We start from the raw sequence: 14,607 nt of genomic DNA, 5'->3' as shown, positions 1-14,607 counted from the left end.
TTTTTAATTTTAATTTCCCCACTCAGCAGAATCGGGCAACGGTTTTATTAATTTTGTAATGCTGTCTGCCGATATGTTTTAATAGACCGTTTTTTGATATCTATTTATAATAGCATTGCATTTTGATATTATCAAGAAAAATTGTTTTAAATCGGATTGATTGAATGGCTCAAAATACAAAGAAATGTACGGCACCCCAAGCTTTTACATCTAATGAAGATGTGTTTGATTCACTTGATACGGTACAGTATTCTGAATTAAAGCAATTACTGGAAAGACGAAGCCAAACATCTTTTATCTTTTTGCATGACGTATTAAATTCAGCCGGCGGTTTACGCGGTTTCTTAGAATTAGTTGTTGAGGCGGATGATCCCGTCAAACAAAAGAAATACGCTGAAAACGCGCTTGTTTTATGTGATTCTTTGATTGAAGAGTTGGAATATCACCGTGAGTTTTTAAGGGCCGACAGCAATCAATTTGCGCCGGTTTTGGAAAAAACAAAAACAAAAGATATTTTAGAACTGACTGCGCTGAAATTAAAAACGCATGATGTTTCAAAAGGAAGAAATATTGAAATCGTTGACAGTCCTTCCGAAACACTCGTGACGGACAAAGTTCTGTTATCGCGCATTTTGGTCAATATGACAAAAAATGCGGTTGAAGCAACCGAAAAAGGCGGTTCTGTTCAAATCGGTTCATCCAAACATGATGATACGATTCGTTTTTGGGTTCATAACACCGCTGTTATTCCCGAAGAGGCTCAAGCTCAATTATTTTTAACCCCGTTCTCGACAAAAGGAAACAATCGCGGGATCGGTTTATTCAGTGTTCGCCTTCTCGGTGAAAAAGCATTAGGCGGTCGCGTTCATTTTGAAAGCACGTCTGAGAAAGGCACTTATTTCTGCGTTGATTTGCCGGTAAATATTTAATGAAATATTTCTGCTTTAAAATTAATCGTTCTTTAAAAATTCTGTTTCTGGATTATGTTTTTTAAAAACGGTCAAATCTTTTTCTTTTTTATTTGATTGTATATCCATATTTCCCATATACTATTGGGACTAATTATATATTTTTAAACAGTATAATTTAATTTAGAAATTCAATTTGTAAATCTCAATTTAATCATTCAATTTGTAATAAACGACCGCCTCCGTTTTTGAGGCGTTTCATAAAAACGGAAAAACAGAAAATAAATTCAAAATCAATTAAACTCAATTAAAATCAATTCAAAATAAAAAATAAGAAAATTTAAGAAAGACAACGAAAACAGGATAGAATTCGAATAAAAGGTGATTTTCCCATGGAATTTGTGAACACAATCATGGAAAACTATACTTTCCACGGGCGTGTGAAACGCGCGCCGTATATTGCAACAACTGTCGGATTTTGGATTCTGGCAGTCATCGGATTGGCAATGGCCTCCTTTATTCCCGAATACCTTACAACCGCTTCCGCTGCGGCGGGAACAATTGTATTGATTGCCGGATTTGCCTTTGCCGTCTTCGCCGCGATGTATGTCATCTTCTTCGCTTTCCAAACATACCGAAGATTGCATGACATCGGTTTGACAGGGTGGATTTGGCCGCTTGCCTTTTTGGTGGTTCCGGCAGGCGGCATCCTTCTTCCGGTCGGCATTTTGTTTGAAATCTTTTTGTTCTTCCCCGCAACGGCAACGGATGAAAAGAGAACATACAAAGAAAAACCGGACCGGAATGTACCGACCCCGGTCTGATTAAAAGCAGGAAAATAAAAATCCGGAAAATAAAGGTCGGAAACAAGGAAAAAAGCAAAAACAAGAAAAGAAAACAAAAACAAGAAAACAAAAACGAAAAAAGAAAACAAAAATGAGAAAAGAAAACAAAAAAAGTAAGAAACAGAAAAAAGGAAAGTAAATATAAAAATCAAAAGCAGTTTAAGAAAAAGCAGTTTAAGAAAAAGCAGTTTAAGAATTTCTTTCTTAAACTGTCTTTTTTATTAATTTCTTAAATGCTGCCTTTTATTGCTTTTTTTACTTTTATTTTTTATTACTTTTATTATGTTGTAATTTTTTGTTGTAAATTATGTTGTATAATCAGCATTGATTTTGACATAATCATACGTTAAATCGCAGCCCCATGCGGTTGCTGTTTCTTTTCCGCCGGTTCCGAGATCCATTTTGATGAAAATTGTTTCGGCGGCCATGATTGATTTTAATTTATCAAGCGTCGCGTCATCATTTTTCGTAATTTTGCCGTTGCTGACGAGTGAAACGCTGTTGCATCCGTCAGACATTTCCAGCGTGATTTTCGATTGATCGAAATCCGCGCCTGAATAGCCGGCTGCTGCGACAATACGGCCCCAGTTCGGGTCGTTGCCGAAGATGGCTGTCTTAACAAGCGGAGAGCGGACAATCGCCTTAGACGCGGCAATCGCGTCATCTTCGGTGTATGCGCCGGCGACAGTGCATTCAATCAGTTTGGTTGCGCCTTCGCCGTCTTTGGCAATCTTTTTCGCAAGCTCTTTTAAGACGGTTTCCAATGCGTTTTGGAATTCCTCATAAAGACTTGTGTTTTCAAAGGACTGAATCACAACGCCGGATTTCCCGGTTGCGGTCAGCAGGCACATGTCGTTTGTGCTGGTGTCACCGTCAACGACAATCATATTGAATGTTTTTTGAACGGCTTCTTTTAACGCGGAATGCAGAATGTCAGAGCGAACTTCGGCATCGGTGTAAACAAAAGACAACATTGTTCCCATGTTCGGCTCAATCATGCCGGAACCTTTTGCGATGCCGCCGACTCTGAAATTTCCGGCGGATGTTTGCGCTTCAACAGCGAAGCCTTTGGGCACCAAATCCGTTGTCATAATCGCTTTCATCGCTTCGTCGTTGGCTTTTTCGGTTGCGGCCAAATTCGGCAAAACGGTACAGATTTGCTCTTTTATTTTGTCAATGTGAAGCTTGCGCCCGATTACGCCGGTGGAAGCGACACCGATATATTTCGGATCAACGCCGAGTTTTTCCGCGATGGATTTTGCCATGGCGTTTGCATCTTTTAATCCTTCTTCACCGGTAAACGCATTGGCATTGCCGCTGTTTGCAATCACGGCTTCTAAAAAGCCGCCGTTTGTTTCCAAATTTTCTTTGGTGACAATCACCGGTGCGGCAACGACTTTATTTTTTGTATAAACGCCGGCGGCATTTCCTTTGGCAGTGATAATTGCGAGACCGTATTTGCCTTCTTTGACGCCGAATGCTTTAACGCCGTCAACAGCGCAGACGCCGCCTTTGATTTCCTGAATCATTCTTCTTCCTCTTCTTCATTTTTTGTATTAAATCAGTCCCGGGAACCAAAGTCCTTCGGTTTCTTTCAATCCGCAAATCAAATTCATGTTTTGAATGGCCTGTCCGGACGCGCCTTTGACAAGATTGTCAATTGCGGAAAGGACAATCACGCGGTTGTTGCGCGCGTCTGCCTCAATGCCGATGTGGCAGAAATTCGAACCGCGAACGTTTGCAAGCGACGGCACGGTTTCGGCAAATTGGACAAACGGTTTGCCTTCGTAATATTCTTCATACATCTTCTTGACATCGGCCGTCGTCATTTTCTCGGTTGTTTCAATATGCGCGGTTGTCAGGATGCCGCGGGAAACCGGAATGACATGCGGCGTGAATGACACATTTTCAAATCCCGGTTGGAGACGGGAAACTTCCTGAACCATTTCCGCCAAGTGGCGGTGAGCTGATAATTTGTACGGGATAATGTTTTCTGCCAGATTCGGGTAATGAGAGGTTGCTGTCGGCGTATTTCCTGCGCCCGTTACGCCTGTTTTGGAATCGAATAAGACTGATTTTAAAAGTCCTGCGGCGGCAAGAGGCGCGGCGGCAAGCGTTGCACCTGTCGGGAAGCAGCCTGGATTTGAAATCAAACGGTCTTTTAATTCTTTATTCACTTCCGGATGAACTTCGGGAATCGCGTAAACTGCCTCCATCGGTGCTTTGTGTTTCATACCGTAAACCTGCTCAAAAACATCTGTTTTGAGACGGTAATCTGCGCTCAAATCGATGACTTTGCATTTGCTGTCTTTTAAGATTTCAGGCACCGCATCCATTGCCGTCCCGTGGGGGACCGCCATGAAAACGATATCACATTCCTTTTTTATTTTGTCATAATCAGGTTCTTCAAATTCCAAATCACAAAGACCTTTGAGATTTTCATGAACGGACGAAACCTTTTTCCCGACAGCAGAGCGCGCTGTCGCGATGACCGCTTCCGCTGACGGATGGCCCGATAAGAGCCGCAGCAATTCTTCTCCCGTGTAACCGGAAGCACCGACAATACCGACTTTAATCATATTTTTCACATTTACCCGTATCGGCAAAACAAAAATATCTTTGCCGTTTTCAATTTTTAATCTGAGTTAAGAAATTTGAATATATAAATCTTTTATAGAAATTTATAATCTTGTTTCATTTTTTGTTTGCGATTTAAGGTTTACAATAATTATGACGATTCGACGCTTTTTTATGACGCTGATTTTCAGTTCATTCTTTTGCCTGGCATCATTTCTTTTGTTTTTGATTTTACACATTTGAATTATTTGATGTGTTTGTTATGTAAAAACAATAATTTCGTTATAATTTGTTTTACAAAAATGAAAAACGATATTAAATCACAATCAGTAAGCTTCATATACATTCCAAAATAAATCCAATTTACTTTATTTTATCTTTAAAACTTATGTTTATTGTATTATTAGGAGTATATTGGTAATGTCTGTCATGAAAAAACTCTTTGACCTTTTGAGCGGCACCACGATGACGATTCTCGGCGGCGTTTTCCTGATTCCCAGTTTATATCTTCTTTTGACGGGAACGGAATTTTTGATTGATCCGGCTTGGGTCACGGTCATCATTTGCGGTTTCCCGCTGATATATCTGGCAATAACACGCCTGATTTGGCAGCGTTGGATTTCATCGGCTTTGCTGATCTGTATTGCAATGGTTGCTTCCGTTTACATCGGTGAAGTTTTTGCAGCCGGCGAAGTCGCTTTTATCATGGCGATCGGCGCGATTTTAGAAGAAAAAACGGTTGAGCGTTCCAAGAAGGGAATTAAAAAATTAATCCATTTAGCACCGACGCAAGGGCGCAAATTGGTGACAAAAAACGGTGTTGCCGTTGAAGAAATGATTTCCGCCGAAGAAATTAAAAAAGGAGATGTTCTTCGCGTTCTTCCCGGTGAAACAATTCCGGTTGACGGTGAAATCATATTCGGAAACACTTCCGTCGATCAGTCCATTATTACCGGAGAATCGCTCCCCGTTGACAAAAACACAGGCGACAGCGTTTTCTGCGGCACAATCAACCGTTTCGGTGCCATTGACATTCGCGCGACAGAAGTCGGCGAAGATTCTTCCTTACAGAAACTTATTCGTTTGGTTCAGGAAGCGGAAAACAATCAGGCCCCGATGCAGCGCATTGTTGACAAGTGGGCTACCTGGCTGGTTCCGATCGCGCTCGGTATCGCGGTTGCCGCCTACCTTTGGACCGACGAGCTCGTCCGTGCGGTGACTGTTCTCGTTGTTTTCTGCCCCTGCGCACTCGTTCTGGCAACGCCGACTTCTATTATTGCCGCCATCGGTCAAGCGACAAAACACGGTGTCATCATCAAATCCGGCGAAGCGCTTGAAAACATGGGAAAAGTTGACAGCATCGCATTTGACAAAACCGGAACGCTGACAAACGGCGATTTAGCGGTCAGCGATATTGTTTCTTTTGATACTTCTTTCTCTGAAACGGATCTTTTGATAATGACGGCTGCCGCCGAATCACTCTCCGAACATCCGCTCGGCAAAGCCGTGACGGCTCACGCTCAAAATTCAAATCATATCCTCCCCGACGTTTCTGATTTTTCAATGGTTCCCGGCAAAGGAATCCGGTCGGCAGTTGAGGGAAAAACCGTTCTCTGCGGAAACGCGGGATTCATGGAAGAAAACGGCATTTCAATTGATTCTGCCGTTCACGCTGAATTGGATATTCTCCGTTCGGAAGGCAAGGCTTCTGTTTTGGTTGCGGCTGACGGCAGGATTGTCGGCGTTGTCGCGCTTTCTGATACGCTGCGCGAAGCGGCCAAAGAAATGGTGAACGAATTAAAAGAAATGAATACAAATGTCGTTTTGCTGACCGGAGATCACAAACAGACAGCTGATTATTTCGCATCAAAAGTCGGCATTTCAGAAGTTCATGCCGAATTGCTGCCGGCCGATAAAGTTTCAGAAATTCAGAAAATGAAAGATGCCGGCCATATCGTTTGTATGATCGGCGACGGCGTGAATGACGCGCCGGCTTTGAAAACAGCAGTTGTCGGCGTTTCAATGGGCAGTATGGGAAGCGACATCGCAATTGAAGCGTCAGATATTGCGTTGATGGGAGATGATATTGAAAAAATCCCGTATTTGAAACGCTTGTCAAATGCCACGATACGGACAATCAAGTTCAACATCACGCTTTCAATGATCATTAACGCGGTTGCGATTTATTTGTCGGTTGCGGGCTATTTGACACCGGTGACGGGTGCGCTTGTTCATAATGTCGGTTCCGTTCTGGTTGTTTTAAATGCGGCACTTCTGTATGACCGTAATTTCGAGAAAAAGAAAGGTAAAGTTAAAACCGAAGCGATGCCGGCCGGAAATTCTAAAACCGTTTCAACGACACTGCCGACGAAATGCGGGTGTTTTTCTAATCAGTCGAAAGACTAATTCCTCCATTTTTTATTTTTTTTAATTTTTTAAATTTTTTTATTTATTATTTTTTTAATTTAATTTTAAAATTTGTGCGGCTCACGCGCGACGGCGTTGTTAAAAAAATCAGTATCTTTTTATATTCTCCTGCCGATTTTTATTTCTGATTTTAAACAGGAGAGTTCATAAATGGTTCAGATTTATTTGGCAGGCGCACTTTTTTCTCAAGCCGAGCGTGATTTTAATAAAAAACTTCAGCAAATGATGCTTGAATCCGGTTTTTCTGTTTTTTTGCCGCAGGAAGATGCGGAAGACAACAAAGACCAGCGTATTGAACGAAATCAATCCGCCATTTTCTTAAGCTGTTTGGGCGGGCTTCAAAAAAGCGACATGGTTGTCACGGTTTTAGACGGAACTGACGTTGATTCCGGAACCGCGTGGGAGCTCGGCTACGCTTACGCGACCAAAAAACCGATTGTCGGCATTCGAACCGATTTCAGAATTCAAACGCCGGATGAAAAAGTCAATTTGATGATTCAAGAAACGTTAGATGATTTCGTTGAAAACGTTGATGATTTGAAAAAAGTGCTTGTAAAATACAAAAAATGAAACCATAAAAACGAAAACATAAAAAATGAAAATGTAAAATGAAAATGTAAAATGAAAATGTAAAATGAAAATGTAAAATGAAAACGTAAAATGAAAACGTAAAATGAAAAAATAAAACGAAGAAATCGAACTAAAAAACAAATGAAAGAAAAATGAAGGATCAGAGGCCTTCTTCATAAATTTTCATTAATTCAACCAAGCAGGCCGCTGCTGCTTCAACGCCGCCTTTCGTTTGAGACATGGTAATAAGCGGCAATTCGGGAATTTCCGTTAAGTAATCTTTGGATGTGATTTGTGTGTTGATGCCTGCGGGGAAGCCGAGAATCAGGTAAGGGAGACTGCCGCGCTCTGCCATCCGACCGACACTGAGTAAGGCCGCGTCATCTTTTCCGATAATGACAATGGATTTTTTAACATCGTCTTTTAAAACCATGAAGCCGGCCATTGATTTTGAAACATTGTATTTTTTTGAAAATTCTTCCGCTTTCGGATGATCGGCAACGCAAATAATTTCGGGAATTTTAAGAACAACTTTTTTAACGGGTTTATCAGAGTCGAATCCGCCGCGCGGTTTTTCAATCAATAATTTTTCATTTTCTTCCTGAATTTTAGAAAGAATCGCGGCGCGCATCAGCGGCGTGTCAACATAAATGACAGAATCATTTCTAAAAGCCTTTAAAGCGGCGGCAACAGGATGCGTTTTGAAAACAAGAAGACGCTTATAATCAATATCGCCGGAAACTTCCGTACAAGCCTTCCGAACTCTGTTTTCATTCACTTCATCATGAAGCTCTTTAAACTCCTCCGGCTTTTTTTCCTTTTTCGGCATCGGCATCGGAACGTGCTGAAGCCGATCATAAATTTCACTGATACTAATTTCGATATCTTTTTGATCTTCACCGAGCATTTTTGACACCTGAATGCGTTTGAATATACGGGTAATAGTTGTCCATTCATTAAAACTATTTGGTTTTTTAAGAACAGAAGATAAACAGAATAAACGAATGAGGCGACATTTTAAAAAATTAAAAATATGAATTTATCGAAATATAAATGCGACAAATAAAAATGAAAATTAAAAAAGAGAATATGTTATTAATAGAATCCGAGAAAAAATAAGGGACGGATATATTAAAAAGGGTGGGCGGAACTATAAATGAGAAATGAAAACAAAAATAGATAAAAAATAGGATGAAAAATAGTAGAAATATAGATATAAAAATTAAAAAATAAGATGGGGCGAATTATTCGCTGACTTCCGAGCCGTCGCTTCTGACAACCAAAACTTGTTGTTTGGCGTTGCGAATGACTTTTTCGGAAACGCTTCCAAGAATTAATCTCTCGATTGCTTTTTTACCGGTTGCGCCGACAACAATCAAATCGGCGTTGATTTGATTGGCGTATTGAACAATTTCCTGCGCGGCCGCGCCGGACAAGCTGACGGTTTCAAACTCTACGTTTGCCGCGCCTGCTTTTTCACGAACATATTCAAAGGCTGCTTCGGATTCGAGTTTGATGTTTTCGGCAACCATTTCCCATTCAACGCTGGTCGGCGTAATGTTGGATACATCTGAAACATAAATCGCGTAAAGTTTAGCACCGGTCAGCCCTGCCAAGCCGACAGCCGTATTAATCGCTTTCTTTGCATATTCTGTTCCGTCTGTTCCGACAACGATTGTGTGATAGAGATTTTCTGTCATTAACCCGACACCTTGAAATTTTACAATAAACCGATTTTTAATGATTTATAAAATCAGATTCAAAATAAAATTTTCTGATTTCATAAATAAATGAACAATAGAAACTAACAATGATAAATAGAGATGATTTAATATAAAATCTCTTCACCCAACCGCACCTATAAAAACGCTAAAAGGGAATAAATATTGTTGAATATATTTACTAATAAAAAATAATTCTAAATATAAATCTTTGTGAAATAATAGTAGATGAATCGTAATCGTTATAATATATAATGACAGTAAACATACGATTATTTTATTTTGATTGAATTTTAGGTTTAGTTTAATCAAAAAAAATATTATGGTTTTAAATTTATGATGCTTCATACTGTGTCATAATTTTTAAAAAGTCGTTCTATAATTACTAAATTATTGGAGCATAGAATAATGGTTACAACAAACAACTTATTAAAGAAGATTGCAGGGATTGCTTTAGTCCTTTGTCTGTTATTTTCACTCACGCCCGCAGGGGCAGCCACAGGCGGTTACATCGAGGTCGGAACGATCCCGGTCCCCGACTTTACGGGAACGCCGTTGAAAGGAACAGCACCTTTGGTCGTCCAATTTACGGATGAATCAGCAGGCGCAAAAACAAACATGAAATACCTTTGGGATTTCGGAGATGGCAGTACATCAACTGAAAAAAATCCGAAACACACTTACACAAAGGAAGGCTACTTCACCGTTACTTTAACAGTAACAAATGATTACGGCGCCAAAAACATGTCCAAAAAAGATTATGTTTATGTCGGTTCCGGACCCATCGCTAATTTTACAGCTGATAAAACATCCAGCACATCCTCTATGAATGTTAAATTCACAGATCAATCAACCGGTTCCCCGACTTCATGGTCATGGGATTTCGGTGACGGAACAACATCTTCAGAAAAGAGTCCGTCTCACACATACAGCAAACTCGGCTCCTACAATGTGTCATTGACCGTTTCAAATTCATTCGGTAAAGACACGATGACAAAATCATCATACATCAATATTAACGCTGCCCCGTATGTTTTCTTTACAGCAAACACATCCGGCACTCGCCAGATTGCATTTACAAGCTTTGCAAATGTAACTGAACCGGCAACATACAGCTGGAACTTCGGTGACGGAACAACTTCTTCTGAAAAGAACCCGACACACACATTCAAATCTTCCGGCAGATACACTGTTTCATTAACGGTTGGCGACAAATACAGCAATTATACTTACACCATTAAGGATTTAAGTGTCCCTGACCCGATTAAAGCAGATTTCACCGCATCAAACAACATCGGCGGATCTCCTTTGAAAGTTCAGTTCACAGATAATTCATCCGGTAACAACTTATCCTATCACTGGAATTTCGGTGACGGAACAACATCTAACGAAAAGAACCCGTCCCATACCTACAATAATTCAGGAACATACAATGTTGCATTAACCGTTATCGGTGGCTGCGGCGTTGATTCCGTTATTAAGAACGGTGTCGTCAGTGTTGGAAAAACACCTGTCGCAGAATTCAGCGGAACTCCGAAATCCGGAACCGAACCGTTGACCGTTCAGTTCACAGACAACTCTAAAGGAGAAAACCTCAAATACAGCTGGGACTTTGGAGACGGAAAAACATCCGCTGAAAAGAACCCAAGCCACGTTTACGAGAAGAGCGGCACCTACACCGTTAAATTAACCGTGTCCAACTCTTACGGCAACAACACCGCAACGAAAGACAAATACATCTCAGTCGGATCTGTGCCGCGCGCAAACTTTAAGGCAGACGTCCTTTCAGGAATTGCACCGCACCCGGTTCAGTTTACTGACCTTTCCACCGGTGAGCCGACATCCTGGTCATGGGACTTCGGAGACGGCGGAACATCCACCGAAAAGAACCCGAAACACACCTACCAGAAATCCGGTTACTACAACGTTACTTTGACTGTTAAGAACTCTTACGGCGAATCCTCACTCTACAGAATGGGTGACGGACAGGAAGTTTGGGCAGAAGACGCAAACAAGACGGAAGAAGTTCCGCCGGCAGAACCTGAAACAAACGAAACAGGAAATGTAACACCCGAGCCTGAGCCTGAAAAGACGAAGACCGCAATTCCGGGCTTCAGCTTACTCATGGCAATCGCAGCTATTTTCTGTTTGGCCGGAGTCGGCGCATTCTATAACAGAAGAAAATAAGCGAAAATTAATTTGAAAAGAAGAATTTCTTCTTTTCATTTCTTTTTTATTTTTATTGATTTTAAAAACGGAATGGGGCGTACATAAATGAGCCCGCTCTTCTTAAGAATTCATATTTTAAAATTAGATTATCGTGTTTTAGAATTAAATCGGTTTTAGAATTAAAGCAGTTTTAGAATTGAACCTGTTTTAGAATTGAACCTGTTTTAGAATTGAACCTGTTTTAGAATTGAACCTGTTTTAGAATAAATCAGTTTTAGAATTAACAATTCACGAAAATTAAATTCATTAGGTTAAACAATTCACGGCAAATATTAATTCATCATGGATTAAATTTACAACAAATAAAATTCAGAATGGAATTAAATAATTCCTAAAATATCATCGGCGCGCGCTCTTCTGACAAATCCCGCCAACGGATCTTTGACATGTTTTAAATTCAAGGATTTGGCGTTTAAAACCATCATGTCCGCCTTTTTGCCGACTTCGATGGATCCTGTAAACCGGCAGCCTAATGCATCGGCGCCGTTGGATGTTGCCATTTTAAAAAGCGTCGCATCGGAAATGCCGTAGATTTTTGAAAGGAAATGTAATTCTTCAAACATATCCGGCGCGTTGAGCATGACATTGTCGGTTCCGACACAAACTGAAATTCCGGCATCAAGCATGCTTAAAATTGACGGCAAGCCGACACCCGTCACCAAATTGGACCGAACGCAAACCGCAATCGGAATTTCACGATCGGCAGCAATTTTTATCTCAGATTCTTCGGCATGTGTCATGTGAATGAGCAAATCGGGATCTAAAGAGAGTGCCGGTTCAATATCGCTGCGATCTTTTTCGCCTGCATGAATAGCTAATCGTCTGCGTTTGGATTGCGTTTTTGCCGCAATTTTTGCCAGAATGTATTCATCCAAATCATTTGTGCCGCTGACACCGATGCCGTCGGCAACATCTAATAAATCTCTGAGCTCATCCAAAAACAGATGAGAGGCTGAGAAGTCGGAGCCGGAAGCTGCGGAGTCAAAACCGGAAAAAGTCGGGCGCCCGAAAATAATCGGATGAATGCCGCGTCCCGCGTTTTTTGATGCTTCGATTAATGCCGCTACGCCGGAAAGACCGCCTTCGCGGAAATCCGCGAAAACGGAAATGCCGTTTTGATACATATCCCAAATCGCTGATTCCATTGAGTCGATGGCTGCTTCTTGGCTGAGATCGGATAAAAATCGGTGTTTGAGCCCGTTCGGCGGGCGAACAAGCGAATCCAAATCGCGTTTGTAAGCATACGGTGTGATGTCGGGCCCGAGCGGCGGATCTTTTAAAAGCGTGTCCCCTATATGCGTATGGGCGTTGATAAAGCGCGGCACAATCCAGTTTCGGGATTTCATTTGAGAGCCGGAAAGCTCTTCGATTTCTTTGATGATGCCGTCTTCGATGTAAATGTTGCCGTAAATTAAATCAGGCTCGGTTCCTGCGAAAATCAATCCCGAGACAACGCGGTCATAGCTGCCGCCATAATCGCCGTAACCGTCTTCAAGCGTTGATTTAGAGAAATTTCCGGCTGTTTCACTCCGTCTTTCTTTTTCCGTCTGATCGATTATTTCGAGAAGACGAACAAAATCAGAATCATCAAAGCCGGACATAGGTCACCTGATTAAAATTTAAAAACGGACAATAATTAATTTTATGAACAAAATCAAACGGCAAACAAATTATTTATCCTTTGCCCGTCTTTTTTGTCTGTCGCATTGTATAGGTCCCGGCATGAGAATCCGGAGAACTCGGTCTGTGATTGTTCGGACAACCCCAATGCGGTACAATAATCCGTGCGAAAATGCCCTTTGCGAGGGAAAACGAAGAAGATTGAGGATTACCGGAAAAGATGATTCTTGGTTGTTAGTAAAGGGCGACAGCACATTATTTTGAAAAACGAAAAAAAGATAAGAGTACCAATAAGAATATTGGATAATAATACGGGCGATGCCGCCGCGCGCAATCGAGCCGATTTTTAATATTTGCCAAATCCGGCAACGTTTATTGTAATAATCAAAGAAAAGTTCGGATACGACCGTAATTTTCGATTTTTGCGAGCAAAGCGAACAAAAATTGAAAAATGCGGATTAATTCCCCGCCGTGACAGAAACCATTTTTGCCGGCTGAATTCATCCGATTTATACAATTTTTGTTTTTGTTAATTAACCACATGGGAAGAATCTCCAACTCCTTCTTTCACTCACTCCGTTCGTGAATCGCGTCGTTGGAGGCGGTTGCTTTGACTTTTGAATTATTGAATGAAACCCGAACATCCCTTTTTAAAATTAAAGAAAATCGAACGCCGGTTAAAACCTTAAAATTAAATCTGTTTTTATTTTGGGTTAAACGGGCGCTCGGGTTTTCATTTTTTAAGAAACGATGTTCGGATTTTCAATTCATTTATCAAAAAACGATAAATTCTAATAAATTTCAATAGGGGAATACGGTTTGCTTAAAAAGTTTCGTTTTTTGAAAAAATCAAATGCTTTAAGGATTTCTAAGAAATTTCTGCCTTCAGGTGAGAATTTGACAAAAATAAAGAAAACAAAACCGACAAAAGCAACAAAAAATGGAATGAATAATCCGATTCGATTTTTAATTATTTTATTGCTGCTCACGGTCATTGCCGGAGGAACTATAAACATTGCACTTTCCGAGCCGGATCCTGCAACAAAAACAGACATTGTTATCAGCGATTCAATTGCGCCGATGAAATTGGAAATTGATTCAAAAACCAATAACGCGATTGAGACAAAAACGGTCATTTTAACAAATACGGGAGACACGGCAACCGAATACATTTGTTATATTGAACAAAACGGCGGGAAAAAGGACCTCGGCTCGGGTTTTGAATTATCAGATTCAAAAATAACACTCCTCCCGGGAGATTCTAAAAAATTGAAAATCGTAATTCCGGCTCAAGCCGTTAAATCAAATTCAGCGGATGCGGAATACAAATTAAAAATCATCCGCAATCCCGATACGCAAACGCCTGTCGGTTATATTATTCCGATACAATTGACGGGTTCGGATTCAACCGGCAAAACTTCCGGCGGAAAAAGCGGGGCCGGGGCCGGCTTGACAATGTCAGACCCGGAAAATAAAAAGAATGAAACGAAGAATGAAACGAAGAATGAAATGAAGAATGAAACAAAAAATGGAAGTGAAAATAAAAACGGCAAAAACGAGAACAATTCAAACGGCATTGATGACGAAAACAAATATGGAAATGATTTCATGAAAAAAGGCGGCATTATACTTCTGTTGGCATTTTTAACGATGCTTGCAGCCGTTGTTGGAATAATGATTCAAAAAAAGAGAAAACAAGGAAAGGAGTAA

At 40.8% G+C, this 14,607-nt stretch carries 11 protein-coding genes; 6 read left to right on the top strand and 5 right to left on the bottom strand.

Translation table 11 applies throughout. The features are described from left to right. The first annotated feature begins 164 nt into the window (after positions 1–164). A complete protein-coding gene (locus tag C7391_RS01190) occupies positions 165–929 on the top strand; it encodes a sensor histidine kinase (protein ID WP_133516713.1) in 765 nt (254 codons plus the stop codon). 371 nt (positions 930–1,300) lie between these two features. Beyond that, complete coding sequence (locus C7391_RS01185; RefSeq protein WP_133516712.1) at positions 1,301–1,732, top strand: DUF805 domain-containing protein; 432 nt, start codon at positions 1,301–1,303, stop codon at positions 1,730–1,732. A 326-nt stretch (positions 1,733–2,058) separates the two neighbouring features. On the opposite strand, the gene argJ is transcribed toward C7391_RS01185, so the two are convergent. Both argJ and argC read right to left on the bottom strand, forming a co-directional pair. After that, the gene (argJ, locus tag C7391_RS01180; protein WP_133516891.1) at positions 2,059–3,279 is read right to left on the bottom strand and encodes a bifunctional ornithine acetyltransferase/N-acetylglutamate synthase; all 1,221 of its coding nucleotides are present in this window, start codon (positions 3,277–3,279) and stop codon (positions 2,059–2,061) included. A 30-nt stretch (positions 3,280–3,309) separates the two neighbouring features. Next, positions 3,310–4,332, bottom strand: coding sequence for an N-acetyl-gamma-glutamyl-phosphate reductase (argC, locus tag C7391_RS01175; RefSeq protein ID WP_133516711.1), 1,023 nt, complete (start codon positions 4,330–4,332; stop codon positions 3,310–3,312). A gap of 418 nt (positions 4,333–4,750) precedes the next feature. On the opposite strand from argC, the gene C7391_RS01170 reads away from it, so the two are divergent. Together C7391_RS01170 and C7391_RS01165 are read left to right on the top strand one after the other, a co-directional pair. Further along, on the top strand, positions 4,751–6,736 hold the full coding sequence (locus C7391_RS01170) for a heavy metal translocating P-type ATPase (RefSeq protein WP_208107034.1): 1,986 nt from the start codon (positions 4,751–4,753) through the stop codon (positions 6,734–6,736). A gap of 171 nt (positions 6,737–6,907) precedes the next feature. Next, positions 6,908–7,327, top strand: a complete 420-nt coding sequence (locus C7391_RS01165) for a nucleoside 2-deoxyribosyltransferase (RefSeq protein WP_133516710.1) — start codon at positions 6,908–6,910, stop codon at positions 7,325–7,327. A 160-nt stretch (positions 7,328–7,487) separates the two neighbouring features. On the opposite strand, the gene C7391_RS01160 is transcribed toward C7391_RS01165, so the two are convergent. Together C7391_RS01160 and C7391_RS01155 are read right to left on the bottom strand one after the other, a co-directional pair. Beyond that, complete coding sequence (locus C7391_RS01160) at positions 7,488–8,234, bottom strand: precorrin-8X methylmutase (RefSeq protein ID WP_133516709.1); 747 nt, start codon at positions 8,232–8,234, stop codon at positions 7,488–7,490. Positions 8,235–8,571: 337 nt separating this feature from the next. Next, entirely contained in the window at positions 8,572–9,027 is a 456-nt protein-coding gene (locus C7391_RS01155) for a universal stress protein (protein ID WP_133516708.1), read from the bottom strand. A 429-nt stretch (positions 9,028–9,456) separates the two neighbouring features. On the opposite strand from C7391_RS01155, the gene C7391_RS08550 reads away from it, so the two are divergent. Next, positions 9,457–11,235: a PKD domain-containing protein gene (locus C7391_RS08550; protein ID WP_133516707.1), complete on the top strand. Its 1,779-nt coding sequence runs from the start codon at positions 9,457–9,459 to the stop codon at positions 11,233–11,235. A 362-nt stretch (positions 11,236–11,597) separates the two neighbouring features. Here C7391_RS08550 and C7391_RS01145 read toward each other — a convergent pair whose 3' ends face one another. Further along, a complete protein-coding gene (locus C7391_RS01145) occupies positions 11,598–12,878 on the bottom strand; it encodes an amidohydrolase family protein (protein ID WP_133516706.1) in 1,281 nt (426 codons plus the stop codon). A gap of 916 nt (positions 12,879–13,794) precedes the next feature. Between C7391_RS01145 and C7391_RS01140 the strand changes: the two genes are divergently transcribed. Next, on the top strand, positions 13,795–14,607 hold the full coding sequence (locus C7391_RS01140) for a hypothetical protein (protein ID WP_133516705.1): 813 nt from the start codon (positions 13,795–13,797) through the stop codon (positions 14,605–14,607).

The organism is Methanimicrococcus blatticola (genome assembly GCF_004363215.1).
In the GTDB taxonomy this organism is placed as follows: Archaea; Halobacteriota; Methanosarcinia; order Methanosarcinales; family Methanosarcinaceae; genus Methanimicrococcus; species Methanimicrococcus blatticola.
Note: the sequence above shows the minus strand (reverse complement) of the source record. Positions and strands in the feature narration are given on the sequence as shown.

Bases quoted from the DNA above. Each gene is read 5' to 3' on its own strand.
- C7391_RS01190 (WP_133516713.1), top strand. From the start codon at position 165: ATGGCTCAAAATACAAAGAAATGTACGGCACCCCAAGCTTTTACATCT.
- C7391_RS01185 (WP_133516712.1), top strand. From the start codon at position 1,301: ATGGAATTTGTGAACACAATCATGGAAAACTATACTTTCCACGGGCGT.
- argC (WP_133516711.1), bottom strand. From the start codon at position 4,332: ATGATTAAAGTCGGTATTGTCGGTGCTTCCGGTTACACGGGAGAAGAA.
- C7391_RS01170 (WP_208107034.1), top strand. From the start codon at position 4,751: ATGTCTGTCATGAAAAAACTCTTTGACCTTTTGAGCGGCACCACGATG.
- C7391_RS01165 (WP_133516710.1), top strand. From the start codon at position 6,908: ATGGTTCAGATTTATTTGGCAGGCGCACTTTTTTCTCAAGCCGAGCGT.
- C7391_RS01160 (WP_133516709.1), bottom strand. From the start codon at position 8,234: ATGCTCGGTGAAGATCAAAAAGATATCGAAATTAGTATCAGTGAAATT.
- C7391_RS01155 (WP_133516708.1), bottom strand. From the start codon at position 9,027: ATGACAGAAAATCTCTATCACACAATCGTTGTCGGAACAGACGGAACA.
- C7391_RS08550 (WP_133516707.1), top strand. From the start codon at position 9,457: ATGGTTACAACAAACAACTTATTAAAGAAGATTGCAGGGATTGCTTTA.
- C7391_RS01145 (WP_133516706.1), bottom strand. From the start codon at position 12,878: ATGTCCGGCTTTGATGATTCTGATTTTGTTCGTCTTCTCGAAATAATC.